This is a genomic window from Streptomyces sp. NPDC093149 (genome assembly GCF_044754145.1).
In the GTDB taxonomy this organism is placed as follows: domain Bacteria; phylum Actinomycetota; class Actinomycetes; order Streptomycetales; family Streptomycetaceae; genus Streptomyces.
In genome coordinates this window covers 1-25402 of sequence record NZ_JBIVON010000035.1, presented here as the reverse complement: position 1 = coordinate 25402, position 25402 = coordinate 1, and the positions used below count along the sequence as shown (strand labels likewise).

At 69.0% G+C, this 25402-nt stretch carries 22 protein-coding genes and 6 pseudogenes; 17 read left to right on the top strand and 11 right to left on the bottom strand.

Going from position 1 to position 25402, the window contains the following annotated elements; genetic code table 11:
* Positions 1-76 precede the first annotated feature (76 nt).
* From ACIQCZ_RS40060 to ACIQCZ_RS40035, 6 genes are all read left to right on the top strand, one after another.
* The gene (locus ACIQCZ_RS40060; protein ID WP_402290811.1) at positions 77-1000 is read left to right on the top strand and encodes an RNA polymerase sigma-70 factor; all 924 of its coding nucleotides are present in this window, start codon (positions 77-79) and stop codon (positions 998-1000) included.
* Between the two features lie 355 nt (positions 1001-1355).
* The gene (locus ACIQCZ_RS40055) at positions 1356-1607 is read left to right on the top strand and encodes a hypothetical protein (RefSeq protein WP_402290809.1); all 252 of its coding nucleotides are present in this window, start codon (positions 1356-1358) and stop codon (positions 1605-1607) included.
* A gap of 304 nt (positions 1608-1911) precedes the next feature.
* Positions 1912-3588, top strand: a complete 1677-nt coding sequence (locus ACIQCZ_RS40050) for an FAD-dependent oxidoreductase (RefSeq protein WP_402290806.1) — start codon at positions 1912-1914, stop codon at positions 3586-3588.
* Positions 3585-5048, top strand: a complete 1464-nt coding sequence (locus ACIQCZ_RS40045; protein WP_402290803.1) for an ATP-binding protein — start codon at positions 3585-3587, stop codon at positions 5046-5048. The genes ACIQCZ_RS40050 and ACIQCZ_RS40045 overlap by 4 nt, the downstream gene beginning before the upstream one ends.
* Positions 5045-5398, top strand: coding sequence for a UBP-type zinc finger domain-containing protein (locus ACIQCZ_RS40040; protein ID WP_266751264.1), 354 nt, complete (start codon positions 5045-5047; stop codon positions 5396-5398). Before ACIQCZ_RS40045 ends, ACIQCZ_RS40040 begins: the two co-directional genes overlap by 4 nt.
* A 519-nt stretch (positions 5399-5917) precedes the next feature.
* On the top strand, positions 5918-6334 hold the full coding sequence (locus ACIQCZ_RS40035) for a hypothetical protein (protein WP_402290800.1): 417 nt from the start codon (positions 5918-5920) through the stop codon (positions 6332-6334).
* On the opposite strand, the gene ACIQCZ_RS40030 is transcribed toward ACIQCZ_RS40035, so the two are convergent.
* The 4 genes and pseudogenes from ACIQCZ_RS40030 to ACIQCZ_RS40015 form a co-directional block, all read right to left on the bottom strand.
* Positions 6297-7478, bottom strand: coding sequence for a hypothetical protein (locus tag ACIQCZ_RS40030; protein ID WP_402290797.1), 1182 nt, complete (start codon positions 7476-7478; stop codon positions 6297-6299). The two genes, ACIQCZ_RS40035 and ACIQCZ_RS40030, sit on opposite strands and share 38 nt — an antisense overlap.
* Positions 7479-7745: 267 nt before the next feature.
* Positions 7746-8048: pseudogene (locus ACIQCZ_RS40025) on the bottom strand (methyltransferase); the annotation flags it as partial.
* A gap of 377 nt (positions 8049-8425) precedes the next feature.
* Positions 8426-8653, bottom strand: coding sequence for a hypothetical protein (locus ACIQCZ_RS40020; RefSeq protein WP_402290794.1), 228 nt, complete (start codon positions 8651-8653; stop codon positions 8426-8428).
* A 129-nt stretch (positions 8654-8782) separates the two neighbouring features.
* Positions 8783-9046, bottom strand: coding sequence for a hypothetical protein (locus ACIQCZ_RS40015; protein WP_402290791.1), 264 nt, complete (start codon positions 9044-9046; stop codon positions 8783-8785).
* A 47-nt stretch (positions 9047-9093) separates the two neighbouring features.
* Here ACIQCZ_RS40015 and ACIQCZ_RS40010 point away from each other — a divergent pair, with 47 nt between their 5' ends.
* The gene (locus ACIQCZ_RS40010; RefSeq protein WP_402290789.1) at positions 9094-9489 is read left to right on the top strand and encodes an HIT family protein; all 396 of its coding nucleotides are present in this window, start codon (positions 9094-9096) and stop codon (positions 9487-9489) included.
* A gap of 418 nt (positions 9490-9907) precedes the next feature.
* Here the strand turns inward: ACIQCZ_RS40010 and ACIQCZ_RS40005 are convergent, their stop codons facing one another.
* Complete coding sequence (locus ACIQCZ_RS40005; RefSeq protein WP_402290838.1) at positions 9908-10345, bottom strand: winged helix-turn-helix transcriptional regulator; 438 nt, start codon at positions 10343-10345, stop codon at positions 9908-9910.
* 141 nt (positions 10346-10486) lie between these two features.
* On the opposite strand from ACIQCZ_RS40005, the gene ACIQCZ_RS40000 reads away from it, so the two are divergent.
* From ACIQCZ_RS40000 to ACIQCZ_RS39990, 3 genes and pseudogenes are all read left to right on the top strand, one after another.
* The gene (locus ACIQCZ_RS40000; protein ID WP_402290787.1) at positions 10487-11359 is read left to right on the top strand and encodes an aldo/keto reductase family oxidoreductase; all 873 of its coding nucleotides are present in this window, start codon (positions 10487-10489) and stop codon (positions 11357-11359) included.
* Positions 11360-11575: 216 nt separating this feature from the next.
* Positions 11576-12141: pseudogene (locus ACIQCZ_RS39995) on the top strand (transposase); the annotation flags it as partial.
* An 87-nt stretch (positions 12142-12228) separates the two neighbouring features.
* On the top strand, positions 12229-12798 hold the full coding sequence (locus ACIQCZ_RS39990; RefSeq protein WP_402290785.1) for an AAA family ATPase: 570 nt from the start codon (positions 12229-12231) through the stop codon (positions 12796-12798).
* Between the two features lie 107 nt (positions 12799-12905).
* Here ACIQCZ_RS39990 and ACIQCZ_RS39985 read toward each other — a convergent pair whose 3' ends face one another.
* Both ACIQCZ_RS39985 and ACIQCZ_RS39980 read right to left on the bottom strand, forming a co-directional pair.
* Positions 12906-14051 (bottom strand): sensor histidine kinase, encoded by a 1146-nt coding sequence (locus ACIQCZ_RS39985; protein WP_402290783.1) that lies wholly within the window; start codon positions 14049-14051, stop codon positions 12906-12908.
* A complete protein-coding gene (locus tag ACIQCZ_RS39980) occupies positions 14048-14716 on the bottom strand; it encodes a response regulator (RefSeq protein WP_402290781.1) in 669 nt (222 codons plus the stop codon). Before ACIQCZ_RS39980 ends, ACIQCZ_RS39985 begins: the two co-directional genes overlap by 4 nt.
* A 193-nt stretch (positions 14717-14909) precedes the next feature.
* Here ACIQCZ_RS39980 and ACIQCZ_RS39975 point away from each other — a divergent pair, with 193 nt between their 5' ends.
* Both ACIQCZ_RS39975 and ACIQCZ_RS39970 read left to right on the top strand, forming a co-directional pair.
* Entirely contained in the window at positions 14910-16172 is a 1263-nt protein-coding gene (locus tag ACIQCZ_RS39975) for a DUF418 domain-containing protein (protein WP_402290778.1), read from the top strand.
* A gap of 385 nt (positions 16173-16557) precedes the next feature.
* Positions 16558-16641: pseudogene (locus ACIQCZ_RS39970) on the top strand (HAD family phosphatase); the annotation flags it as partial.
* A 131-nt stretch (positions 16642-16772) separates the two neighbouring features.
* Here ACIQCZ_RS39970 and ACIQCZ_RS39965 read toward each other — a convergent pair.
* Positions 16773-16889: pseudogene (locus tag ACIQCZ_RS39965) on the bottom strand (PadR family transcriptional regulator); the annotation flags it as partial.
* 425 nt (positions 16890-17314) lie between these two features.
* On the opposite strand from ACIQCZ_RS39965, the gene ACIQCZ_RS39960 reads away from it, so the two are divergent.
* From ACIQCZ_RS39960 to ACIQCZ_RS39945, 4 genes and pseudogenes are all read left to right on the top strand, one after another.
* A complete protein-coding gene (locus tag ACIQCZ_RS39960) occupies positions 17315-18754 on the top strand; it encodes an amidase (RefSeq protein ID WP_402290776.1) in 1440 nt (479 codons plus the stop codon).
* Positions 18751-19974 carry an MFS transporter gene (locus ACIQCZ_RS39955; RefSeq protein ID WP_402290773.1) on the top strand — a complete coding sequence of 408 codons (1224 nt, stop codon included), beginning with the start codon at positions 18751-18753 and terminating at the stop codon, positions 19972-19974. Before ACIQCZ_RS39960 ends, ACIQCZ_RS39955 begins: the two co-directional genes overlap by 4 nt.
* Positions 19975-20101: 127 nt before the next feature.
* Complete coding sequence (locus ACIQCZ_RS39950) at positions 20102-20803, top strand: FadR/GntR family transcriptional regulator (RefSeq protein ID WP_402290771.1); 702 nt, start codon at positions 20102-20104, stop codon at positions 20801-20803.
* Between the two features lie 152 nt (positions 20804-20955).
* Positions 20956-21165, top strand: a pseudogene (locus ACIQCZ_RS39945) (IS1380 family transposase); the annotation flags it as partial.
* 409 nt (positions 21166-21574) lie between these two features.
* Here the strand turns inward: ACIQCZ_RS39945 and ACIQCZ_RS39940 are convergent.
* The gene (locus ACIQCZ_RS39940; protein ID WP_402290769.1) at positions 21575-22888 is read right to left on the bottom strand and encodes a HEAT repeat domain-containing protein; all 1314 of its coding nucleotides are present in this window, start codon (positions 22886-22888) and stop codon (positions 21575-21577) included.
* A gap of 402 nt (positions 22889-23290) precedes the next feature.
* On the opposite strand from ACIQCZ_RS39940, the gene ACIQCZ_RS39935 reads away from it, so the two are divergent.
* Positions 23291-24334, top strand: a complete 1044-nt coding sequence (locus ACIQCZ_RS39935) for an SGNH/GDSL hydrolase family protein (RefSeq protein ID WP_402290766.1) — start codon at positions 23291-23293, stop codon at positions 24332-24334.
* 315 nt (positions 24335-24649) lie between these two features.
* Here ACIQCZ_RS39935 and ACIQCZ_RS39930 read toward each other — a convergent pair whose 3' ends face one another.
* Complete coding sequence (locus ACIQCZ_RS39930; protein ID WP_402290836.1) at positions 24650-24973, bottom strand: transposase; 324 nt, start codon at positions 24971-24973, stop codon at positions 24650-24652.
* 119 nt (positions 24974-25092) lie between these two features.
* Positions 25093-25402 (bottom strand): annotated as a pseudogene (locus ACIQCZ_RS39925) (transposase); the annotation flags it as partial.

Sequence of the window (25402 nt, the reverse complement as noted above, 5' to 3'; positions counted from 1 at the left end):
CGAATCAGATGTTCTTCGAAGGATGTCTCGCTGGCGCTGATCCGGCCAGACACACGGACTGCAAGAGGGAGACGGCGTGGACAAGGTCGAGGAGTTCGAGGAGCTGCGGCCTCTGCTGTTCTCGATCGCGTACCGGATTCTGGGCAGCGTGGGTGAGGCGGAGGACGCGGTGCAGGAGACATGGCTGCGCTTCGACTCCTCGCCGACAAGGCCCGTGTCGGTCAAGGCGTTCCTGTCAGCGACAGTAACTCGTATCGCTATCGACGTATTGCGTTCGGCCCGGGTACGGCGGGAGGAGTACGTCGGACCGTGGCTGCCCGAGCCTCTGCTGAGAGATCCGTACGAGGACCCGGCACGCGCGGCGGAGCTGGCCGACTCGGTGTCGATGGCAGCGCTGCTGCTCCTGGAGCGGCTCAGCCCACTGGAGCGGTCGGTATTCGTGCTACGGGAGGTGTTCGCCTTCGGCTTCGACGAGATCGCTTCGACGGTGGGGCGCTCGGAGGCGGCATGCCGTCAGTTACTGGTACGAGCGCGTCGCCACATGAACGAGGGACGGCCCCGTTTCGAGGCAGACCACCGGGAGCGACAGGAACTGGCGAAGCGGTTCTTCGAGGCACTGTCGCAGGGGGACGTGGACGGTCTGCAGAGACTGCTGTCCGCCGATGTCCAGCTCGTCGGGGACGGCGGAGGCAAGGCCCCGCAGCTGGCCAGGGCCGTCATCGGCTCCGAGAACGTAGCCAGGCTGCTCGCCACCGTCTACCCGCTGATGACCCGGGTCGACGTCACGTTCGAGCCGCACGAGGTCAACGGCCAGCCCGGCGCCGTCTTCCGCGACCGGGAGGGCAAGGTCCTCCACATCCTCGCCCTCGACGTGCTCGACGGGCAGATCCAGACCATCCGCTCGGTCATCAACCCCGACAAGCTCGGCCACCTCGGGCCGGTCGCCGACGCCTGGGCCGTCGACCAGGAAGTGAAGCAGACCCGCAAGCGGACGCATTGACCTCAGGACCAGCCTGACAGCACAGGACCGGACGTCGTTCCGGCTCACCACCGCAGGAGTGCGGCCGGACACCCAGATCCACGCCCATGCGCAGAGAGGCCGGGTCGCGTACGAGGAGTGCCGAGATGCCGTAGGGGACGTTGAGGACTTTGTGGGGGAACACGATGCGGACGAATGGCCCGGCCCGGAGTACACGGTGATGCTGTGCCGGGCTTACGGCGCCCTCCCTGAGCAACTCGGCCTCACCCGTGCCCCGGCGCCGCACGTGATTGTCCCCTGGGGCCATGCGGTGATCCGATACGGTCGGCCCGAGACGACCGCGTACCCGAGGGGCTCGTGGGAAGGGATGGAGCCGATGACTACCACAGCCGGTCTGCCAGCTGCCCGAGAATCACTCCACCTCACCCTGCTCGCCGACCCGCAGGGCAGCGCCGGGACCGCTGAACTGGTCGAAGCGGCCGTCGAGCACTATGCGCTGAACTACTCCAAGCACCCGCCACACGTCCTGTTCAACGAAGTACGCGAGGTCCGCCAGCTCCTCACCCCGGTCCTCCAGACCGGCCCTGGAGCCTCGTACGGGGTCGATCTGCAGCGGCAGGTCGGCTGACTCTCGGCATTCCTGGCGAACCTGGCTCTCCACCTGGACGATCTGACCGGAGCCCGTACACACCCGTCCGCGGCGGCAGCCTGGGGTCAACGTACCGGCGATATCCGTCTGGCCGCGTGGGCGTGGGGCGCGCACAGCATGGTCGCCCGCACCACCGGCCGCGGCGCTCTGCCATCGTCAGGTCACCCGGGCCGCACGGGCCGTAGCAGCCGAAGCGGTCGGGCTCGATCGAACATACGATGGTCGTGAGCGCGCTCGGGCAGCTCGTCGTGCCGGACGTCGGAAGCGCGTAGGGCGGAGGAGTATGGCACAGGCCACCGACGCAACGCGGACCGTCATCCTGACAGTGGACGACGACCCGGGAGTCTCCCGCGCCATCGCCCGCGACCTGCGGCGCCACTACGGCGACGGCTACCGGATCGTACGCGCCGAGTCCGGCGAATCCGCGCTGGAGGCGCTGCGCGAGCTGAAGCTGCGCGGCGACCTGGTGGCCGTGATCCTCGCCGACTACCGGATGCCGCAGATGAACGGCATCGAGTTCCTCGAACAGGCCCTCGGCGTGTACCCGGGGGCGCGGCGCGTGCTGCTGACCGCCTACGCCGACACCGACGCTGCCATCGACGCGATCAACGTCGTCGACCTCGACCACTATCTCCTCAAGCCTTGGGACCCGCCCGAGGAGAAGCTCTACCCGGTCCTGGACGATCTCCTCACGGTCTGGCGGTCCAGCGACTACCGGCCGGTACCCACCACCAAGGTGGTCGGGCACCGCTGGTCCGCCCCCTCCTCGCGGGCGCGCGAATTTCTCGCCCGCAACCAGGTGCCGTACCGCTGGTACTCCTCCGACGAACCGGAGGGACAGAGGCTTCTGGCGGCGGCCGGGGCCGACGGCCGACGGCTCCCCCTGGTGATCACGCCGGACGGTACCGCGCTGATCGAGCCGGAGCCGACCGAACTGGCCGCCCACGTGGGGCTCGCGACCACGCCGACCGCCGCGTTCTACGACCTCGTCATCATCGGCGGCGGCCCGGCCGGACTCGGCTCCGCGGTGTACGGGGCCTCCGAGGGGCTGCGGACCGTACTGGTCGAGCGGTCGGCGACCGGCGGACAGGCCGGCCAGAGTTCCCGCATCGAGAACTACCTCGGCTTCCCGGACGGCGTGTCCGGTGCGCAGCTGACCGATCGTGCCCGCCGCCAGGCGAGCCGCTTCGGTGCCGAGATCCTCACTGCTCGCGAGGTCACGGGGCTGGAGGTGAACGGTCCGGCGCGCGTCGTGCGCTTCTCCGACGGCTCAGCGGTCGCCGCGCACAGCGTCATCCTGGCGACCGGCGTGTCGTACCGGCAGCTGGGGGCGCCGGGATGCGACGAGCTGACCGGCTGCGGGGTGTACTACGGCTCGTCCCTCACCGAGGCGTCGTCCTGTGAGGGCCAGGACGTGTATGTCGTCGGCGGCGCGAATTCCGCCGGGCAGGCGGCGGTGTTCCTCGCTCGGGGCGCGAAGTCGGTGACCATGCTGGTGCGCGGGGAGTCCCTGACAGCGTCGATGTCGTACTACCTGATCCAGCAGGTCGACGAGGCCCCGAACATCACCGTGCGGCTCCGGACCGTCGTCGAGGAGGCGCACGGCGAGGAGCACCTGGAACGGCTGATTCTGCGGGATACCGTGACCGGTGCCACCGAAGTCGTCGATGCCCAGTGGATGTTCGTCTTCATCGGTGCCGCCCCGCTGACCGACTGGCTCGGCGGGACCGTGCTGCGCGACGAGAACGGCTTCATCCTCGCCGGACCGGATTTGACGCCGGACGGGCGCCCCCCTGCCGAATGGGCACTGGACCGGCCGCCCTACTACCTGGAGACCAGCGTCCCGGGTGTGTTCGTGGCAGGCGACGCGCGCGCCCGGTCCGCGAAGCGCGTCGCGTCCGCCGTGGGCGAGGGAGCCATGGCCGTGATGCTCGTCCACCGCTTCCTGGAGCAGTCATGAGCGCACAGGTCATGGCCTGCGACCCGCACGAGATCGGCTCGCTCTTCCTCTTCGAGAAGCTTTCCCCGGAGCAGCTCGGACGGCTGTGTTCCGAGGGACGGATGGAACGGTTCGAATCCGGCCCGGTGTACACCGAGGGCGACCCGGCGACCTGCTTCTACGTGATGGTCGAGGGAACCGTCGTACTGTCCCGTCGGGTCGGCGGCGACGATGTGGAGGTCAGCCGGACCTCGCAGCGCGGCGTGTACGCGGGGGCCATGCAGGCATATCTGGGCGACCAGGTCCCGCAGACGTACATCAACTCCATGCGGGTGACCGAACCCACCCGGTTCTTCGTACTGCCCGCACAGTCGTTCGCGGACGTCATGCGGGAGTGGTTCCCGATGCCGACGCACCTGCTGGAGGGGCTCTTCTTCGGCTCCAAGAACACCCAGCGGGCCATTGGCCAGCGGGAACACCTGCTGGCGCTCGGAACGTTGTCCGCGGGACTCACCCACGAGCTCAACAATCCGGCCGCGGCCGCCGTCCGCGCCACCGCGGCGCTGCGTGAGCGGGTCGGCAGGATGCGGAACAAACTGGCGGTCATCGCCCAGGGCCGCTACTCCCGAGTGGCCCTCGCCGAGCTCATCGAGATCCAGGAACGCACCGCCGAACGCGTCGCCAAGGCACCAATGCTGACCCCTCTGGAGGCGTCCGACCGGGAGGACGAGCTCGCCGGCTGGCTGGAGGATCACGGCATCCCGGAGGGCTGGCGGATCGCGCCGGCCTTCGTCCAAGCCGGGCTGGACACTGACTGGCTGGACCAGGTCGCGGCGACCGTGGGCGAAGGAATCCTGCCAGGGGCGATCGGCTGGCTCAACTACACGGTCGAGACCGAGCTGCTGATGGACGAGATCGACGACTCCACCACCCGCATCTCCCGCCTGGTGGACGCGGCCAAGCAGTACGCGCAGCTCGACCGCGCCCCTCACCAGGACGTCGACGTCCACACACTCCTCGACAGCACGCTGCTGATGCTGTCCGGCAAGATCGGCCCTCGGGTGAGGGTGGTCAAGGACTACGACCGCTCCCTCCCCCAAATACCCGCCTACCCGGCGGAACTCAACCAAGTGTGGACCAACCTCATCGACAACGCGGTGGCCGCCATCGGCAGCACGGGCCACAACGGCACCCTGACGGTCCGCACGGCCAGGGAGGACGACCGACTGCTCGTGGAGTTCCGCGACACCGGCCCCGGCGTCCCCGAGGACATCCGCAGCCGCATCTTCGACCCCTTCTTCACCACCAAGTCCGTCGGGGAGGGCACCGGCCTCGGCCTCGACATCTGCTGGCGGATCGTCGTCAACAAACACCACGGCAGCCTCCAGGTCGAGTCCGTACCGGGCGACACACGATTCCAGGTGCTGCTGCCGCTGACCGCCCCCGAGACCGAAACCACAACCATCGAGGAGTCCGTATGACCGACATCGACGGCATCGCCGCGAGCGTCCCGCCCAGCACTACCGGCTGCGCGGACTGCGACGCAGTGGGGGGCTGGTGGTTCCACCTCCGGCGCTGCGCGCAGTGCGGCCACATCGGCTGCTGCGACTCGTCACCGGCCCAGCACGCCACCGCCCACTGGAAGTCCTCTGGGCATCCCGTGGTACAGAGCTTCGAGCCGGGTGAGGAGTGGTACTGGAACTACGCCACCGACGTCCTGTACGAGTCCGGACCCGAACTGGCCCCGCCGACCAGCCACCCGGCCGCCCAGCCGACCCCGGGACCGGCCGACCGTGTCCCGCAGAACTGGCCGGACCTGCTCCATCCCTGAGAACCAGCGGCGGGATGACCACGAGCAGCCCGGTCTGGAAGGCCTTCAGGCTGATCCATTCCCGTACAGGCCGTGCTCGCCGCAGACGGGCACACCCCACTCGGTGTCGCAGCACCGGGTAGGCGCTGGTCCATGTGGGTCGGGCGAGTCCGTCATCGCCGCCCACCACTGCGAGGTCGGCGGGATGCGCCAGGACGGGGCGGTGCCGCTGGCCACAGCAAATGTCCCCCGAGGTTCTTCGGGGGACACGGTTTCACCCGCCCGGGTTCGCGACGCATGCCGTGGCACCGGTGCCGAGCTTCGGTGGCCGCGCGGCGCGGCGGGGTCGCGCACAGAAGGGGGGCCAGTACTCAGGGCCTGATAGGCGTGTCCTCTGACCGGAGCGCGGCTAGAACAGCCGTCCGGCCCGTACCTCTGTCGACTCTTCGAGGTCCAGCAGGAGTTGTTCGAGTGACCTTTCGATTGATGCCCGGCACCGGGCTCGTTCTCCCAGCGAACGCAGGCGTCCTGCGATTCGGCATGACCGAGCATGCGGCGCAGTGGACGGCGTCAACTCTGGCGGACATCCGCGCCGGCGGGTGGATGTGCGGAGCGCACTGGACCTTCTTCTTCGTTCACTGCGACATCCTGGTCACGGCCTATGCCTGCACGGCTTGTGCCGGTCAGACCATGGGGCACTTGATCGTCGAGCGGACCGAGCGCGTCCCGGACCGGGCCGCCGAAGTTCCGGTCGCCTTCGGCGACTTCGACCTCTTCGGCTACCCCATCCATGAACTGACCGAGGTCCTCGACCCGTCGGACCGCAAACTTCTCCTGTCCGCAGACGTCAACCCTCAGAGCACGCACTACCTGTCCGCCGTACGCCTCGACGCCTGTGAAAGCGACCACCGCTGGGTCGTCAGCTCGGGCTCTGGGTCCGGCGACGGCGCACGATGAAGAGCATGCCCGCGCCCGTGGCCACCGCTGCGGCAGCCGCGCCCGTGATCAGCAGCGTCGAGGAGCCGGTTTCTGCAAGGGTGCCGCCGTTCGTCGTGGTCCCGTCGTCGCCGGCCGTCGACGACCCGCCGGCTGAGCCGCCCGAGACATTGGCCGAGCCGCCCGTCGAGCCGGTCGGCTCCCCACCCGTGACGTCCAGCGTGATGTCGGCCTTGTCGTTGGCCTTGTTGGGGTCGAATGGCCGTGCCTCGGTGCTCAGGGCCACCTGGCCCTTGGAGTTCGCCACCCGCTTGTCGATCTTCAGCTCGAAGGTGTAGGTCTCTTGGCTGCCCTCGTTCAGCGACCGCATGCCGCAGACGTACGCCTTACCCTTGGCCTGGCAGAACTGGCCGCGCTTGACGACCGACGTTCCGGCGGGAGGTGTGATCATGACGCTGACGGACCGTTCCCCCTGTTTGGTCAGGATCCAGGCGGGCCCGGCGTTGATGAACTTCACCTTCATCTTCACCGTGTCACCGACGCTTCCCTTCAGCGCGGCACCCGTCACCTGGTAGTCGGCCGTGTTGACGGAGCTGACGGGCACGTTGACAACTCGTGCGGTCCCCTCGCTCCCGGCCTGTCCCTCGACCAGTTTCACCGCCGGCGCGGTTCCCGCCACCGGCTGGGTGCCGTTCTCGTCCGCTCCGGGGTCGACGTCCCAGACATTCACTCGCAGCTCGTCGTTGAGCGCGCGGTCCAGTGCCTTGACGCGGAGAGGCCTCTCGGGCGTGTAGACGGTGCCCGGCTCCATCACTTGGTCGAACGCACACACCGCGATCCATCTCTCGGGCATCTCGTCGTAGGACCGGACCTGCTGCGTCCGGCAGTTGGAGGGAACCTCCGCGAAGTCGAGTCCTCGGGTGACGCCGTAGGAGACCCACACCTTCTCGGCGGCCTTGGTGCCCTTGTTCGCCACGGTTGCCGACAGATCGAAGCTGCTTCCAGGTTTCACCCCGTTGACCGGCTCGATGCCTCCAATGACCAACTCGGGTGCGGTTTCATCGCCGAAGGCGGCAGGAGCCGCAGCCAGCGCGATCAGGCCGGCAGCGCTGAGGGTGACAGCGACGGCACGGGAGGCGCGACGGTTGTGCGCGGGAATCGGCATTGGAGGGATCCTCTGCTGGGACGCGGGAAAACGGGCGGTGCCTTCCAGGAGAAAAGTTTCCGCTCACTAGACTCCTATCGAACTCGAACGGTTGCGTGGCCGGTGCCTCCTCCGCCTTGCGATCGCATCCACCGGATGCCGTGAGCCCCCGGCCCGATGTCGACACCGACCACCAGCGCGAGTCCGGAAGTGCGCTTCCTCCCCTACCCGGAGGCGATCGCCGAGGTCACCAGCCTGTTCGCCCCCGGCGACAACCGGCGCTGATCGTCAAGTGCCGACGAGATGCCAGAGCGAAGTGACCTCAGCGGCACGGGCGGCGTGGAGGGGATCCGCGGTGTCCCCCGCTCGTGGATGCCGCGGCCGAATGTCGGTCCTGTCCACCATGTGCAGGCCCGCCACCTCGATGTCGGCCAGGAGTTCGCTGCACGTCCTGAGTCCGAGGTGCTCGGCCAGGTCCGACAGGATGAGCCATCCTTCGCCTCCCGGTTCGAGGTGCGCGGTGAGTCCGTCCAGGAAGTCGCGGAGCATGCTGCCGCCCGAGTCGTAGACGCCTTGCTCCACGGCGGAGGTGTCGCTGGGCTCGCCCTTGGAACCGCAATCACACTGGGTGGCGTAGCAGCGCCGGCCCAGGCGGCTACCGCACCCTCCACTGCTGCTGCCAACACCAAGGTGACGGCGATGGCACTGATGACGGGCGGTTCGGCCAGAGGTGGTTCGAGTGTCCAGGTGGCGCGGCCGTCGTGGTCGGTGACGACGACCCCGGCGGCCGGGGCCGGATCTGGCGGCCCTTCCGGCCCTCGCTCACCGGGCGGGCCCGGCGGGCCGGGCACCGGGGCCGCTCCGGGCTGGTGCTCCATCGACCTCGTGCGCCGGTCCAGGTCCCGCAGGACACCGGCGAGCGGGTTGTCGGGCGAGCGCCTGGCGGCAGAGCCACGCAATGCCACGACTCACACCCCTGCCGGGGTGAGCTGGAGAGACACTTCCTCCCCGCCGGCGTCTTCGTACACCTTGACCATGGCGATCTTCAGGCTCTGCGCGATGTCCCGGCACGTCTGGGTCGTCGTGACATCCACACACCACCCCGGGACGAGGGCGGGCACGTCCACGCTGCTGGCCGGTACCAGGACGGCCTCCTGGGAGTCGAGGAACACCGGGGGCCGGGGACGACGCGGCAAGACGGGAGCGGGCCGCGGCTTCTGCCGACGCGTCGTCGAGGATCGACGACTCCTCCGCGACGCGCTCGATCAGCCCGTAGTACGGGTGGAAACCGCCGGCCTCGCCCCGCACTCCGTCCTTGCCGTGGATCACCACCGTGTGGCAAGCGCCAGGCCGTCCTCCGCGACGACGAGCTCGGACGCGAAATCGGCCTCCATCAGCGACCCGACGCGGGCGTAATGGTCCACGGGGAGGATCAGGATCTGCCGCCCGAGCACCGTGAAGTCGACGCCGGTGGCCGCCAGGTCCCGCAAGTGGTCGCCGCTCTGCCCGACAAGGGCGATCTTGGTCGTGAACCCGTGTACCAGGAGCTTCATCGCGTACGTACGCCAACCGGCGTTTCCATCAACCAAGTTGGCCGTCGACATCATTACTGCGGGCTCTGTATAGGCTGGTGCGCGTGGATGTGACGGGGTGTCGTGGGTGTGACCTGCTGACCGGGCGCCGGGAGTTGCCCGGGGGCGTCCTGCACGAGACCGCTGCGTGGGTGGTGAACCACGTCGTCGGTCCGATGAATCTCGGCACCTTGATCGTCGGTCCGCGAGAGCACGTCGTGGCCATCGCCGAGCTCGACGACACAGCGACGGCGGAACTCGGCCCCTTGCTGCGCGATACCGCTCGTGTCGTGGAGACGTTGTGCCGTCCCGAGCAGACCTACGTCTGCATGTGGTCACACGGCCTCGACGCGCGCAAGCACCTGCACATCGCGGTCCAGCCGGTGACCGCTGAGGTGCGGGGCCCGCTACGGCGGGCTGCGCTCCGAGCAACTCCAGGCCCGGAGGCTGGCGGACGGTGACGAGCCGGACATCACGGAGGTCGACTCCAACGCGAATCGGCGGTGACCCGGTCGTGGGCGACGTCGGCGTACCACTGGGAGCCGAAGCCGAAGACCCCGTCGCCGAGCCCTGAGGCTCCTCTTTCGATCGACGCGCGTTCAGGCAGCCTATTCGTGTTCCCCTTGCATCACTGCCCATAGCGCTCACCCAACTTGCCTCGTGAGAGCTGAAGTTGGTATGCCGCTGTGGACGCTACGTGGTAACCGGGCGGGAAGGCTCGGGACGTCGCCCACCACTCTGAATCGGTAGAACGACCACCGTTCAGTCCTGTCCGGAGCAACGTGTCAATCTCTGTCACGTGCTGAGCAAAGGGGCTCTTCGCAGTTGAGGGTGTAGCGCCGATGAATGTAGTGCTGTTGGACGGTTGGATGTGAGGCGTCAGGACGTGCGAGAGTCGTAGTTCTCGCGGTTTGCGAGGACCTCGGCCATGTGCGTCTGCGCCCAGTTTCTGAGCCCACGCGTCATGTGGTGGAGCGAGAGGCCGAGGTCGGTCAGCTCGTAGGAGACGGTGACAGGGACGGTTGGCGTCACGGTACGGGTGAGCAGACCATCGTGCTCCAGCGAGCGTAGCGTCTGGGTCAGCATCTTCTGGCTGACCCCGGCCAGAAGACGAGAGATCTCGGAGTAGCGCATCGCCTTCGGAGCGTCTGCGTGTGTTGCACCGGGCTGGCGGGGGCTGTTGTCGCCGCCCAGCGCACACAAGATCAGGACGACCCACTTGTCCGAGATTCGGTCGAGCAGCTGCCGGCTGGGGCACTCTGCCAGGAACGCGTTGTACTCCACCTTGGCCTGAGCCCTCTTCCGGGCCGCCTTCATCGTCGTCACTGATCGCACCTCTCACCAATGGGTGGGTTACGCACTCCAAAGTGCCCACTTCCCGACAGGAAGTTTCTCTCCAATGCTGATGCAGGAAGACAACAAGCACCACCCCCCAAGTGCACGACGAAAGGCAACAAGATGAGCACGCCCTCCCTCTCTCTTCCCGGCGACACCTGGGCTCTGGGTGACCTGACCGTCACCCGGTTCGGTTACGGCGCCATGCAACTGGCCGGCCCGTGGGTTATGGGGCCGCCCGCCGATCGCGAGGGTGCCCTGGCCGTTCTGCGTGAAGCGGTAGACGTCGGTATCACCCACATCGACACCAGTGACGCTTACGGGCCGCGCGTCACCAACGAGTTGATCCGCGAGGCGCTGCGTCCCTATCCCGAGTCGCTGCACATCGTGACCAAGGTGGGCGCGACCCGCGACGAACAGGGTGGCTGGCCTACGGCCCGGCGGCCCGAAGATCTGCGCCGCCAGGTCCACGACAACCTCAAGTCCCTCGGGCTCGACGGACTCGACCTGGTCAACCTCCGACTCGGCAACGCCGAAGGCCCCCAGCCCGGCTCGCTCGCCGAGGCGTTCGAGACGCTCGTCGAACTCCAGCAGCAGGGCCTGATCCGCCACCTCGGGGTCAGCAACGCCACCGAGGAGCAGGTCACCGAGGCACAGAGCATCGCGCCGATCGTGTGCGTGCAGAACATGTACAACCTCGCCCACCGCCACGACGACAAGCTCATCGACCGGCTCGCCCCCGACGGCGTCGCGTACGTGCCCTTCTTCCCCCTCGGGGGCTTTACCCCGCTTCAGTCCTCGGCGCTCTCGGCGGTCGCCGCTCGATCGGAGGCGACACCGATGTCCGTCGCACTGGCCTGGCTGCTGCAGCGATCACCGAACATCCTGCTCATCCCCGGCACGTCATCGACGGCACACCTGCGCGAGAACATCGCCGGCGCGGGACTCGCCCTGTCTCATGGGGACTTGGCCGAGCTGGACGACATCGGCCGCTGAATGCCCCAGAGCTGAACGGCTCACAAGCCACGACTGAAGCCACCGTTCAAGTTCCGGCCCCGAGCACCCTCGCACGATCGGGGTCGAAGCAGGATGATTCGCCCTCACCTGGATGACTTCAGATCATCAACCGTCAAAAACTCGTGTCACACCGACGGTGGAAGCTCATCCCGCGTCGGTGGCCGGGTAGGCGTCGAGGTCTCCCGAGGACGGGGGTTAGTACGAAGACCAGCGCACGAGCCACTCGGCTGGCGGCACACGATCCTTCACGTCACGATCCGACGCTACCGCTGCATCGGCTGTGGGCACGTGTGGCGGCCACACCAGGCGTGGCGACAAGTACGTCACCGTGATCATTGGCCTGACCGGCAACCGCGACGGCACCGGCCCTGCCCGGCTGCTCGGCATGGTCGAAGGCCGTTCCAAGCAGGCCTTCAAGGCCTGGCTCGCCGAACGGGAAGAGTCCTGGTGCAACCGCGTCGAGGTCGTCGCGATGGACGGTTTCACCGGGTTCAAGACCGTCGCCAGCGAGGAACTGCCCGACGCGGTCGCGGTCATGGACCCATTCCACGTCGTGCGTCTGGCCAGCGACGCACTCGACCGATACCGCCGACGTGTCCAACTGGCCATCCACGGGCACCGCGGACGCAGGAGCGACCCGCTCTATACCGCACGGCGAACCCTCCACACCGGCGCTGACCTGCTCACCGACAGGCAGAAGGACCGACCTGGCTGCGCTGTTTGCGAGCGCCGCTCACATTGAGGTCGAAGCCACGCGGGGGGGGCTCCGCGCACGAGGTCAATTGCGTCAGAGTCACCGTCGAAAAACAATGTGCCTCCCGACCCGGGCTCTGCCAAGCTGATCGGCCATGCCTTCTTACGAACTGTTGCTCATCGGTGGTGGCGCGGGCGTCGGGAAGACGACCGTTGCCTGGGAAGTATCCGCATCCCTGCAGAAGGTGGGGACGGCGCACTGTCTGATTGAGGGGGACTACATGGACCAGATCCATCCCGCCCCTGCCGACGACCCTCACCGCACATCGATCACCGAACGGAACATCGCCGCGGTCTGGTCGAACTACGCTGCTCTTGGCCAGAGTCGACTGATTTATACCAACACGGTGAGTATCCTCGAAGAGCCAATGATCAGGCGTGCCATGGGCGGCAACGGGGTCAGAGTCGCCCATGTCTTGCTCACGGCCAGCGAGACCACCGTGAGACAAAGGCTGGCGCAGAGGGAAATCGGAACACAACTTGCCGCGCACATCGAGCGCAGCCTGCGAATGGCGCGGCATCTGGATGCTAAGGCTCCAGCGCGAACCGTCCGTATCCCGACAGATGGTCTGACCGTGCTGGAGATCGCCGCGCAAGTACTCCGCGCTGCTTCCTGGACAACTGGTCCTGCGACCCTGCCGGACGGCCAGCGCAGGCACGAATGACTACCGTGAGGCCCAAACAGTAAGAGCGCCGTCACCCACGGTGCCCGCTTCACGGAAAGTGAGCCAGAATCGCTATTGCTCGATAAAGCCAGACGAGCCTAAATGCGTTACGACTCGACCGGTGCGGAAGCGCTAGTGGGAGCCAGCCTTTCCCCGGTCGGCAGTTTCAGGTGGAGCCTGTACCCACCGTCGGCTGTGGCCCCGGCAGCGATCGTGCCGCCGAGAAGCTCAGCGCGTTGGCGTAGCCCGGCGAGGCCGTGATGGGCGCTGGGCAGGGGGAGCGCTGGCCGGGTGGGGGCGGTATTGGTGATGGCGGTGTGGATGGCGCTGTCCCTGTGATGGATGCATACCCTCGCCGTGGCGCCGGGGGCGTGTTTACGGACGTTGGTCAGGGCTTCCTGGACGGTCCGGTAGACGGCGCGTTGGACGGGGGGCGGCAGGCCTTCGGGCAGGTCCGTCTCCAGCTCCGCGTCGATGCCGCTGCTTCCGACCAGTTGCTGCAGATCGGCAAGAGAAGGCTGAGGAGTGAGCTCCGTGGGGCGGCTGCCCGAGGCGCGCAGCACGCTGACCATGTGCCGCAGTTCGTCCAGGGTCTGCACGCTGAGCCGTCGGATCGTGGCTGCGGCCTTTTTGGTCTCGGCGTCTTGGCTGCCCACTTGGAGTACTCCGGCCTGCACGGCGATGAGGCTGACCTGGTGGGAGACCACATCGTGCATCTCCCGGGCGAGCTGTGCGCGTTCCTTCGCCAGGACGCTCTGGGCGGTGAGCAGCCGTTCGTGTTCGCGGGCATCGGAGATCTCGACGAGCCGCTGGGACAGTTCGCGTCGGGCCTGTACGAGCTGGCCCAGGAAGACGGGGGCCACTGCAGTGGCCAGGGTGTACGTGAGGTGGACCAGGTTGTGGGTCTGGGCGAGGTCGGCGGCCCTCAGAGACGACCACGGCCACGGCAGGAAGTTGGTGATCGCGTAGGCCAGGGCGCAGCCGGCCAGCAGGACACGGTGGCGGTTGAGTGAGGAGAGCGTGTACAGCGCGGCCATCGTGGCGAGCACCGCGTCGGTGACCAGGGCGGTAGGAAGCGTGAGCACGAAGGTCGTCAGTGGCAGACGGCGGCGCACCGTGAGGGCCAGCGGGGCGAGCAGAGCGCAGGCCATGGCCGCGTGCTCCTCGACGTGGACGTTGACCCATGCGTCTGCCAGCGAGGCCCCGACGAGAGCGGTGTCCAGCAGCGGAGCCGGCGGGCGTCGGAGGTTCATCGCGTGTCCCCGTCTCGCGGTGGAGCGAGGAGACCTGCGCGTTCGGCGATCAGGACCGCCTGGACGCGGGTGCTGACCCGCAGTTTGCTGAATACGGTACTGACGTGGCCTTTGACAGTGCCGGTGCTCAGGTGCATCCGTTCACCGATGTCGGTGTTGGCGAGTCCTTCCGCCATGAGTATGAGGACGGCACGCTCGCGCTCGGTCAGCCGGGCGGCGAGGCGGGCGGCGGGGAGTTCGTGCGTGCCTTTGTCGAGGTAGGCATCCACCACGGTGCGGGTGATCTTGGACGACAGCACGGTCCCGCCGTCTGCCAGGGTTCGCACGAGGTGGGGAAGGTGCTCAGGATCGGTGTCCTTGAGCAGAAATCCGGCGGCACCTGAGCGCAGGGCGGTCGCCACGTACTCGTCGGTGTCGAACGTGGTGAGCATGGCCACTACCGGGGGGTCCGGAATGCGGCGGAGGTTGGCCAGAATGGTGAGCCCGTCCACGTCGGGCATACGGATGTCCAGCAGGACGATGTCAGGGCGGAGTTCCCGCACCGTCGACACAGCCTGGCCGCCGGAAACCGCCGCCACGACCTCGATGTCGTCCACCGTGTTGAGAATGTGTGTGAAGCCCATGCGGATGAGGGCTTCGTCGTCCACTACCAGTACCCGGATCACGTGCGCTCCGCTCGTCGCATGCCGCCATTTGATCCGTACCACGCCGGGAGCCGTCCGTCCGCCGGGTAGATACGTTTCGCGTCAGCCGGGGATGCGGTTCAGCCGGTCGGCCGGTCAACTTCGGCCGGTCGGCAGGGTGCCTTCGGAAAGCCGCCGGGCTGGCTGGGGCGGGTGGTCGGTGAAACCTCAAGGCATGACACAGAACGCATTGTTGATCGAACCGGCACAAGTGCCACGTGAGCTTGAGGCAGATCACTCGTCCAGCGCGAGCATCGCGCCGTCGACGGGCAGAGTGATCGGCATCGATCTGGTCCGCGGGCTCGCGGTCTTCGGGATGTACTCCGCCCATGTCGGCCCCGACGTGACAGTGGGCGGGCCGGTGGGGTTCCTGCTAGAGGTGGCGCGGGGCCGTTCCTCCGCCCTCTTCGCGTTGCTCGCGGGCTTCTCGCTGATCCTTATCACCGGCCGTCCGCATCCGCGGACGGGGCGCTCTGGCCGTCAGGCGGTGGTCAGAATCGTGATCCGTGCCGTCGTCCTGGCAGCGCTCGGCTACGCCCTGACCGCCCTGGACACCCGGGTCGACGTGATCCTCAGCTTCTACGGGTTGCTCTTCCTGATCGCCCTCCCGCTGTGCCGGTTGCGAGCAAGGACGCTCGTGCTCATCGCTGCCGCAAGTGCGCTGATCTCGCCTCAAGTCCTGTACGTGATAAGGAAGTCGATCGAAGAGGGGAACTGGGCCGACGCCATCGCTGCACGGGATCCGCTGGCCTGGATCAGCGGCACGGACGGCTTCGTCGAGTTGCTGTTCACAGGGGAGTATCCGGTTCTCACGTGGATGCCGTTCCTGATCGCCGGTATGGCGGTGGCCCGGCTCGACCTCACGCGCACCGGCATCCGATCCCAGCTGGCTCTGACCGGCGGGGCGCTCGCCGTGCTCGGCTACGGAGGCTCCTGGCTGGCCCTGCGCCTGGTCCCACACGCTCTTTCCGCCGTCGTGGCTGCCACGGATGGCGATTCGGCGTCGTCTGCGTGGTGGTCCGACACCGTGGGTGAACCCGGGGACCGCACGCCGCTCGCCTGGCTCCTGGTGGCCGCGCCGCATAGCCAGACGACCTTCTCCATCCTCGGCAACACGGGCATCGCCCTCGTAGTGGTGGCCGCGTGCCTGACTGTCGCCGACCGGCTGCCACGCCTCACACGCCTGGCCGCACCCATTGCGGCAGTCGGCACCACGGCGCTGACTGCCTACGTCCTGCACATCGTCGCCCTCTGGTTCTTCACCAATGTCTGGCACGTGGCCGCGATCGAGGACGAGACCCTGTCCGCCCTGCCCGTACTCCTCGGCTTCATCGCTGCCGCCGCGCTCCTGGCGACCGTCTGGACCCGTCTGTTCCGGCGTGGCCCCCTGGAGTACCTGCTCCACATCACCACCCGGCCCGCCCAGCACATCAAGTGAGACGGTGGCTGTGCAGGGTCAGGAACTTTGCGGCTCCTCGCGTGTCTCGGGCAGCGACGACCGCGGTGCCATGTCCGTCAACCCCGCCTCCACGCCGTCGAGCCCGCCGTCTCGACCGCTGAAGTACACCCACCCACCACTGATCAGTCGTGCGCAGACCGTACGTGCGGCCACCGATGCCTGGGTCGCATGGCCGGCTGCTGCCATCTCGACGGACTCAGGAACGACCCGACGTCCCGGGCTCCCGGCAAACACGACGTCGCCCGCGGCGCCGGCGACCGGTGGCCCCACCCGGCGCGCCGGCACTGCGCCCGCCCCGGTCTCTCTCGCCCGCCGGCATCCCCCGGCCTGACCGCGCCGCCGCACTGACGCGTGTCCGAGCGCGGCCCTGGGCATCCTGAGCAACAGCGTCGTCGGGGCCCGGGAGCGGGAGACGGCGCTGTACCACTTCGACGAACTCGTTGAGCAGAGATCCGCAGCAGGCGCTGTCCCTCATCGCTGTCGATCTCGCGGATCCGTACTGGCTCTGCCACCGGCACAGTCTTTCGGGAAGAGGAGGCGATCGGGTGCAGAACGGGCGACGTGCCTGCGGGTGCGGTGTCAGGCCAACGCCTCCCGAAGCCAGGCCCTTTCGGCCCGGCTGGTGGCGCGGGCGATGGTGAGCATGCCGCGCCGGTAGGGGTCGTCGGTGTCGTCGGCGCCCAGTTGGCGGGCGCCGAGTGGGGGTGCGGCAAGCCGTCGCCGGACTCTTTCGCGCGGGTCCTCGATGTGTCTGGGGGGGGCGGTTTCGCGCGTTCGGGGGTCAGCCGTCGTCTTCGGGAGGGTGCCGGACCACATGCGCGCCCGCGGTCCGGGAGCCGACGGTGAACCCGGCGGCCACCGCTCCGCGGCGCCGGACTCCGGCCCGCCCGGACGGAGTCGGCCGTCCTGGGCGGGTCGCCCGGTGCCGGTGGCGCCCCGCGGGGCGCCACCGGGGCGTTTCTCCCGTTTCCTGCCGTAGGGGGTACCCGCGGGGGCAGACGGAGCAGGGCGGCGGCCGGAACCGGGGCCAGGAGGGCCGGGGTAAGGCTTGCCTTGCTTTCCGGTCCGGTCACCCTCTACGGTGAAAGTCCTCAGAGGACCTGAGGAGTTTAGGGGTGATCATGACAGACCTTCATGACCTGACGCTGACCGAACAAGCCGCGGCGATCCGCGGCCGCACCGTCTCGCCGACCGAGCTGGTCGACCACCACCTGCGCCGGATCGAGGAGACGAACAGCGACCTGGGCGCCTACCGCACCGTCGACGCGCCCGGCGCCCGGCGGGCCGCCGCTGCCGTCGAGGCCCGGCTGGCCGCCGCAGTCGATGACGACGACGAGGGCCCGCCGCCACTGCTCGGGGTGCCGCTGTCGGTGAAGGACACCTGGCCGGTCGCCGGACTGCCGTTCACGGCAGGCTCGGCGGCCTTCGACGACCGGACGGCCCCGGCCGACGCCGCTGTCGTGGGCACCCTGCGGGCGGCCGGCGCCGTGCTGCTGGGTACCACCACCGCCGCCGAGTTCGGCTGCTCCGCCTATACCGAGACGGTGTTCGCCGCCGCTCGCTGCCCGTACGACCTCACCCGCGGCGCCGGCGGCTCCAGCGGCGGGGCCGCCGCCTCGGTGGCCGCGGGCCTGGCCGCCGGCGCCCTGGGCAGCGACGGCGGCGGTTCGGTCCGGATCCCGGCAGCGGCCTGCGGGGTGGTCGGCCTCAAACCGTCCCGGGGACGGGTGACACCCGCCCCCGGGACGGACGCGTTGGGGCTGGCCACCGCCGGACCGCTGGCCAGGACGGTGGCGGACGCCGCTCTGCTGCTGGACGTCATGGCCGTCAGTACCCCGGGCGATGCCGCCGCCCTGCCCGCCCCACCCCACGGCTACTTCCGGGCCTGCGCAGAACGGGAACCCGGCCCCCTGAGAATCGGGGTGCTGCCGCCGACCGCCGGTCAGCACCCCGAGGCCGCACTTGCCTGCCGCCGCACCGCCGAACTGCTTGCCGGACTCGGCCACCATGTGGAGGAGGCCCTGCCGTACGACCCCGTCGAGTACCTGGCGGACTTCACCGTGCTGTGGAGCGTGCTGGCCGCCGCGGTGCCGGTGCCCCCCGAGCGGGAGGAACGTCTGCTGCCGCTCACCCGTTGGCTGCGGGCCCGGGGTGGCGAGCACGGCGCGGTACGGCTGTACGCGGCGATGGCGTCGCTGTTCACCCATGCCCGCGCCCTCTGCCACCGCTACGCCGGGTTTGACGCCGTGCTGAGCCCGACCACAGACCAACCGCCGCTGCCGGTCGGTTCATTGGTCGACCCCGACGATCCGGAGCGCACCTATCTCCGGATGCTCGCCCACACCCCGCGCACACCGCTGGCGAACATCACCGGGCAGCCGTCGATCAGCCTGCCGCTGCACCGGACGCCGGACGGTCTGCCGGTCGGTGTGATGCTGACCGGCAGGCTCCACCGGGAGGACGTCCTGCTCTCCCTCGGCGCCCAACTGGAACGGGCCCGGCCCTGGCCGCACCACGCCGCCCGTCCGGTGACGAAGCGGCCTGAGCGGAGGGCGCGATGAAGCGCGGCCAGCTGGTCTTCCTGACCGGCACCCACGTCGTCAACGACCTGTACCAGGGCGCGGTCCCGGCACTGCTGCCCTTCCTGATGGCCGAACGGCACTACAGCTACACCGCCGTCTCCGGCATAGCACTGGCGGCCAGCGGACTGTCCAGCGTGGTCCAACCACTGTTCGGCCTGCTGGTGGACCGCCGCCACCGCGGCTGGCTCATCCCGGTCGGCTTCCTCACCGCTGCGGGCGGGCTCACCTGCGCGGGACTGGCCGACAGCTACCTGATCACCTGGCTCTGCGTCGCCCTGGCCGGGATCGGTATCGCCGCCTACCACCCGCCCGCCACCAATCAGGCCCGGGCCGCGGGCGGACAGTCCCAGCGGGCGATGAGCCTGTTCTCGGTCGGCGGAACGCTGGGAGCCTCGCTGGCGCCCGCACTGGTCACCCTCGTGGTCGGCTCGTTCGGCCTCACAGGCAGTTGGCTGCTGGCCGTACCCGCCCTGGTGGCGGCAACTCTCTGGGCCGCGCAGGGCCCCTGGCTGCGGCGCCGGGGACACACACCGGCGGTCCCGCCGGCCGTGCGGGGCGCGGTGGTGAGCGGGCACCGGGACGACTGGCGGGCATTCGGACGCCTGGCCGCGGCCACCGTCGGCTGGTCGGTGCCGTATGTGACGGTCACCTCGATGCTCGCCCTGCACATCCAGCGCGATCTGCACGCCTCGGCGGGCGTGGGCGCCACGGCGCTCACCCTCCTTACCCTTGCCGGGGCGGTCGGCACCCTGCTCGGGGGCTGGCTGGGCGACCGGCACGGACGACTCGCACCGATCCGCGCCGGCTACCTGCTGGCCGTCCCCGCACTGGCGGCGGTGGCGTTCGCCCCGTCCGCGGGCATGGCCGTGGCGGGCGCGGTGCTGTTCGGACTGACCATGTTCCTGCCGTTCGCCCCCCAGGTGACGCTGGCTCAGGACTACCTGCCCACCCGGCCCGGCACCGCCAGCGGGCTGACCCTGGGGCTCGCCATGTCGGTGGGCGGACTGGCCGCGCCGGCGCTCGGACGACTGGCCGACGCGTACGGACTGCGCACGGTGCTCGCGCTGTTGGTCGGCGTGCTGCTGGTCGCGCTCACCTGCGCGCTCCGCCTGCGCGACCGGGTGCTGCCGGTGCCGGTGCCGACGGCGACACCGGAGTCGATACCGCTGCCCGAGCCGGCCCGAAAGCCGTCGAGCTGAAGGAGGGCCCCGTCCCCGGCTGTACGCGAGCCGGACAGCTCCGCGGTCCGGCAGGCCCACGACCAAACAGATCCACGGTCCTGGGCGGACCCCGGGGGCACGGTCCCGGGGCCTGTAGGGTCGTCCCATGACTGTTCGACCGGTACGCCATCGCTCGCTGGTCGAGGAGGCCGTCGCCGAGCTCCGCCGACTGATCGGCACCGGCGAGTGGCCGGTCGGCTCCAAGCTCCCCGGTGAGGTGGAGCTGAGCCGGCTGCTCGGCGTCGGCCGGACCACCTCGCGCGAGGCGGTCCGGGTGCTGATCGCCGACGGCCAGCTGCGCGCCCGGCACGGCTCGGGCACCTATGTCGCCGCGACCGCCCCCGTCTCGGAGTTCGACCGGGAACTGCGCCGCTCGGCGGTCTTCGACGTGTATGAGGTCCGCGCGGCGCTGGAGGTGGAAGCGGGCCGACTGGCCGCGCGGCGACGCACACCGGAGGACGTGACTGCGTTGCGGGAAGCGCTGGCCACCCGCGACGCGGCCGCCGACCTGGCCGCACTCGTCGAGGCAGATCTGGGCCTGCACCGCCGGGTGGTGCTGGCAGCGCGCAACCCTGTGCTCGTCCGGCTCTTCGACTCGTTCATCGACGCCCTGCGCGAGGCGGCCGCACATCTGCTGGCCGACACCGACCTGCACGGTAGCGAGGAGCAGCACGCGATCGACCACGCGCACCATGTACTGGTCGAGGCGATCGTCGCCGGGGACCCGGACGCCGCCGTCGAGGCGACCCGCAGCAATCTGGACCGTACCCTGGACATGCTGCGCGCCGGTGGCGTCGAACCACGTTGAACGCGGCTCGACGGCGACCGGCACTCCGGCCCACGCGCGGCCGCCAGGTCAGCTGTCCGTACTTGCGGGCCAGGAACCGGATCTGCCGATCGCGCCGATGCTGTGACGCGACATTCTCGAAGCCGGCCGCCCGACGCAGATACCCGGGCAAGAACGCCTACTCCACTGCGCTCAGGCCGCTGCGACCGCGTGACACCGAGCACGATCCGGGGCGGACCGCCACCGATCTCGCGGTGATGCTCGCCGACGGTGGTGAGGCGATAGCGGATCTGGCCGTGCTGCGGGACCAGGGGGAGGCATTCGGACCGGTCGCCTCCACACCTACCGCTTGGCGGTTGCTCGCAACCTATGCAGCCAGTGCCTCTGACCCGCGGGTCGCGGGTGCGCGCGGCGGGCGCGGGGCAGGAGCGACCAGCGGGCGTAAGGGGAGAGGAGCAGGGCGTGCTCGGGGTGGCGCTTCACGGTCCGGGTGAGGTGGCGCTCAATGCGGCCGCGAGTTCGTCCCGCTCGGACAGCACCTGGTAGATGACCAGAGTGACTTGAAGGCGACCTGCAGATCGAGGAGGGCCGCGCACCGAGGTCAGGTACCGCGCTTCCGCGTCCATGAACGGGCGTGGCTGCTGACCGCAGACCCCCGTGCCCTGCAGCCTGGGCGGCCGCTCAGCGAGACTGGAGTGATTTGGGCCTCCGGTTCCGCCTGCACGAGCCAAGGCGGGGCGATCATGCAGGCGGCGGGGCGTTGCCGCGTTGACCGAGGGCTGGTGAAGATATTTACTCGTCCCACCCGTCCCAGGGGTCGTTCGGGTCGGTGATGCGTCCGGCCGCGGTGGTGTCGGTGTAAGTACACAGGGCCGGTTGGGTGTCAGGGAGGCCGCGCTCACGCAGGGCGAGTTCGAACTTCTCGCCGTAGTGCTTCCAGGGCCCATTCTCCGCGAGGACTCGCAGGATGCGCTGCTGGCCAGCGCCAAGCTCGGTGAACGAGGTGAGTGTGTGGTCGACGGCGTCGGGAAAGGCGGCGAGGACCACGGGGCGTGCGAGGCCGGCGATCTGACGGTTGGGCGTGCCCCCGAAGGCGTCGGTGATTCCGGCGAGCACGGTGTCGGGGGCGTGGGGGATCAGCGTGATGAGGGTGCGGGCGGTGTACCCGTGGAGGTTCCCCTCGTTGAATTCCGTCCCCGGCGCCGGTACCTGGCCGGCGGCGGCCTCCGTGAGCACAGCGATGATCTGCTCGACCAGCTTGCCGTCGTCGTTGAGGCCGGCGTCTGCGGCGTGAACGTCGGTCGTGAGGCGGGCGAGCGCGGTGGCGGCTGCCCAGCGCAGCAGCGGGTGCGGGTTGTCGAGCCACGGGCGAAGGTCGCGTGCGAGAGCGTGGTCGCAGACGAGCCCCACGGCCACGAGAGCCGTCGCCGCGGTGCGGGAGTCGGGCTCGTGCTCCAGGCGCGCGAGCAGGAGAGGGGCAATCCAGCGGCCTTCCTCAGGGAACCAGGCGAGCAGGTAGGCGGTGCGTGTACGGACCTCGGGGTCCGGGTCGTCGAGGAGACAAGTCAGGCTGGGGAGTTCGGCTCGGACGGCGTCGTAGGAAGCCAAGCCGCCTGCGCGGGAGTCGATGAATCCTCCCTCCGCGCAGTACGTGCGTCCCTCCTCCAGACGGCTGCGTCTGTCGGGGTCCTGTTCGGTGGCGAGTTCCTCGTCGTACCAGGCCAGGAACTGCTCCTGCGAGTTCTCGGCAGCGACTGCCCGCCAGGCGACGGTGTCGATGCCGTGGGGGAGGGTGTATTCGTCGTGCCAGTCGACGGCCAGGCGCGTGAGCAGCCACAGTGTGCCGACGCGGGCGGTCCGGGGGCCGGCCACGGCGATCCGGGCCAGGAACGGTACCGCGTGCGGAGAGGCCGAGTAGCGGGTGCCCTGATGGAAGATGTTCGAAAAGAGCTTGCTCAACGCCGCCTTGCGGGCAACTTCGTCGTCGCCACACACGCTGCGCAGCTGGCCCGGGACGTCCTGGGCGCTCCCGTAAGCATGGAACAGGCCCGCCCAATTCACCTCGTCGACGCCAGCCAGGCAGTCTTCACCCTGTTCCTTGATCATGCACGGGACTGTGTCACGAACCTCTGACAACACCTCACGTCAGCGAGGAGCTGTAGCTATGTCCGCGACTATGTGCGCTCCTCCTGGTGCTCGTCCTGACCGGTCCCGGCTGGCTGGATGGTGGTGGGTACCGCCGGGGCGGTGAGTGTCCTGTCCTGGGGCGTGTCTCGGAAGTGCTCCGAGAACGGCTTCCGGAGCAGGTTTCTGGGTTTGACTGCCCTGGACGGGGTGCTGGCAGGCGGCATGTGACGGCGCGAAAGATCTGATCATTTAGCTCGATCGGGGCTGATAGGCGCGATTGACCGAAGGGGCAGGCCGACGGCGTGGATGATCTCGGCAGAGGTGCCTTCCGCCCGGAGTCACGTTTCAGTGCCGGGCGTCTTTGCAGATCCTGGAGGATCCATGCGTCACCCTGTCTCCCGCCTGCGCATGCGGGCTTTGGCCGTCGGGCTCGCGCTGGCGGCGTCCGCGCTCGTGCCCTATGGCTCCGCCAGCGCGGCCGATCAGTACGAGTGGGACGCTCTGGGCGACTCGTACACCGCCGGCGGCTTCGTCGGCGACCCGCAGCCCCCGCTGGGTGACGCGTCACGGGACGGCTGCGACCGCACTTCCGACGCCTACCCCGGCGTCGTCGAGCGGGAGCTCGCCGAGTTCCCGCCGGGCAAGCCCGTCCACCTGACCAACGTCAGCTGCGGCAACGCCACCATCGCCGACATCGCCAAGGACAAGCAGACACCGATCAGCCCGGTCCAGCCTCCTGCCGGCGGCTGGCCCGCGGTGGACCCGCAGATCGAGCGGGCCGGCCTGGACGACCAGACCGACATCGTCACCATCGGCGTCGGCGGCAACAGCCTGCCCTTCGGCGGCATGCTTCTGAAGTGCCTCGAACAGGGCACGGTCGGCAAGTCCTGCCGCGAGTACTACACCAATCCCCCCGAGGGCGAGGAGAACATCCAGGACAAGCTCGCCCGGGTCCAGGACGAGTACATCGAGATGCTGGCCCAGGTACACCAGGCCGCGCCCAACGCCAAGGTGATCACGGTCGGCTACCCGGCCGTCCTGCCCGAGGACGCCAGTACCTGCAACCGCGCGTCCCTTACCGAACTCGGCACGATCACCCACGCCGACGTCGACTGGCTCCGTGACGACGTCCTCAAGCAGCTGAACGCCACGATCAAGCGGGTCACGGACTTCTTCGGCGACCGCTACGTCGATGTCTACTCCTCCAGCGTGGGCCACGACGCCTGCCAGCCTGCGGGCACCAAGTGGGTCGAGGGCATCTGCGGGGACGCCGCGGACTACTGGCCCACCAAGCTCCCCGGCACCCTGCTGAACTGCGGTCTCATCGGCAAGCGCGTCACCCTGGTCCACCCCAACGCCGCAGGACACGCAAACACGGCCGCCCACGTCGAACGAGCCATCCGCATCGCCCTCCTCGAACGCTGACCGCCAGGCTGAAAACCCAGCAGCAGAGCCCCGGCACCCCGGGCGCAAGCACGGCCCGGGGTGCCCGGGGCCGGCGAGCCCGGTTGGACGCGCTCGCGGTGACCGGCACTTCCCGGCCGCTCACCGAGCAGCTCAGCGCGCGGGGCACCCCGGAGCGGACAGGCCGCCCATGCCGGGTGGCGAAGTACCTTCAACCCCGCAAACAGACCGAGGTGCTGGGGCGTGAGCATGGATCCGGCTGTGGGCTTCCGGCCCTGCTCGACGGCCAGGTGCAGCTTGGTGGTGAACCCGCCGCGCGAGCGTCCCAGTTCGTGATCACCAGGTTCGGTGGACACCCCCCAGGCGGTTCCTTCCGCAGGTCGCCCTGCTTCCGGGCCCGGCCGCGTGCTGATGAGCCCGGCACACTGTGGAATCGACGCTCAGGTCCCACACGATCGCACCCCCCGCATCGGCCAGGGACTGGAGGTGGGTGAGGATCCGGTGCCAGGTGCCATTGCGCTGCCATCGGCGGAACATGTCGTAGATCCGTCCCCACGGTCCATACTCGACGGGCACGTCCCGCCACGGCACACCGGTCCGGAACCGTATACCGTCGATCAGCTGGCGCCGGGGCCAGACGGGCGGGCGCCCTGCCTTCATCCCCTTCGGCAACAACGGTTCCAACACCGCCCACTGCTCGTCCGTGAGATCTCCCCGCCCCGTGACCGTGATCATTCATCGCTCAAGGTCCACTTTCAGTACACGCCCTAACTTGATCTTTAACCTGTGCGGCGTGGTCGTGGGGTCGTTGACTTCTTCTGTCTCATGCCTGACTTGCCGATGGTATGCACGTCGTGGCGTGGGGTGGGTCGGGTGTTCTTGCGGCCCGGCGGCCGTCCGGGTCCGGGGTGGGAAGGTTTCGGTGCTGCGGCGGGACAGGTCGCCTGCGGGCGGAGGTGCCGAAAAGCGCGGCGGACTCGGGCGGGAGTCAGTTTGTCGGGCGGGCTTGGTTTCTCCCACGGCCGCCGGAGGTCGGCCGCCTGCGGGCGGGCCAGACGCAGCTGGGTGAAGACGGCGAGGATCAGCCAG

Bases quoted from the DNA above. Each gene is read 5' to 3' on its own strand.
- ACIQCZ_RS39960 (WP_402290776.1), top strand. From the start codon at position 17,315: ATGACAGACCTTCATGACCTGACGCTGACCGAACAAGCCGCGGCGATC.
- ACIQCZ_RS39985 (WP_402290783.1), bottom strand. From the start codon at position 14,051: ATGAACCTCCGACGCCCGCCGGCTCCGCTGCTGGACACCGCTCTCGTC.
- ACIQCZ_RS39955 (WP_402290773.1), top strand. From the start codon at position 18,751: ATGAAGCGCGGCCAGCTGGTCTTCCTGACCGGCACCCACGTCGTCAAC.
- ACIQCZ_RS40055 (WP_402290809.1), top strand. From the start codon at position 1,356: ATGACTACCACAGCCGGTCTGCCAGCTGCCCGAGAATCACTCCACCTC.
- ACIQCZ_RS39935 (WP_402290766.1), top strand. From the start codon at position 23,291: ATGCGTCACCCTGTCTCCCGCCTGCGCATGCGGGCTTTGGCCGTCGGG.
- ACIQCZ_RS40005 (WP_402290838.1), bottom strand. From the start codon at position 10,345: ATGAAGGCGGCCCGGAAGAGGGCTCAGGCCAAGGTGGAGTACAACGCG.
- ACIQCZ_RS39975 (WP_402290778.1), top strand. From the start codon at position 14,910: ATGACACAGAACGCATTGTTGATCGAACCGGCACAAGTGCCACGTGAG.
- ACIQCZ_RS39930 (WP_402290836.1), bottom strand. From the start codon at position 24,973: ATGAAGGCAGGGCGCCCGCCCGTCTGGCCCCGGCGCCAGCTGATCGAC.
- ACIQCZ_RS40035 (WP_402290800.1), top strand. From the start codon at position 5,918: ATGACCGAGCATGCGGCGCAGTGGACGGCGTCAACTCTGGCGGACATC.
- ACIQCZ_RS39950 (WP_402290771.1), top strand. From the start codon at position 20,102: ATGACTGTTCGACCGGTACGCCATCGCTCGCTGGTCGAGGAGGCCGTC.
- ACIQCZ_RS40030 (WP_402290797.1), bottom strand. From the start codon at position 7,478: ATGCCGATTCCCGCGCACAACCGTCGCGCCTCCCGTGCCGTCGCTGTC.
- ACIQCZ_RS40045 (WP_402290803.1), top strand. From the start codon at position 3,585: ATGAGCGCACAGGTCATGGCCTGCGACCCGCACGAGATCGGCTCGCTC.
- ACIQCZ_RS39940 (WP_402290769.1), bottom strand. From the start codon at position 22,888: ATGATCAAGGAACAGGGTGAAGACTGCCTGGCTGGCGTCGACGAGGTG.
- ACIQCZ_RS40040 (WP_266751264.1), top strand. From the start codon at position 5,045: ATGACCGACATCGACGGCATCGCCGCGAGCGTCCCGCCCAGCACTACC.
- ACIQCZ_RS40050 (WP_402290806.1), top strand. From the start codon at position 1,912: ATGGCACAGGCCACCGACGCAACGCGGACCGTCATCCTGACAGTGGAC.
- ACIQCZ_RS40000 (WP_402290787.1), top strand. From the start codon at position 10,487: ATGAGCACGCCCTCCCTCTCTCTTCCCGGCGACACCTGGGCTCTGGGT.
- ACIQCZ_RS39990 (WP_402290785.1), top strand. From the start codon at position 12,229: ATGCCTTCTTACGAACTGTTGCTCATCGGTGGTGGCGCGGGCGTCGGG.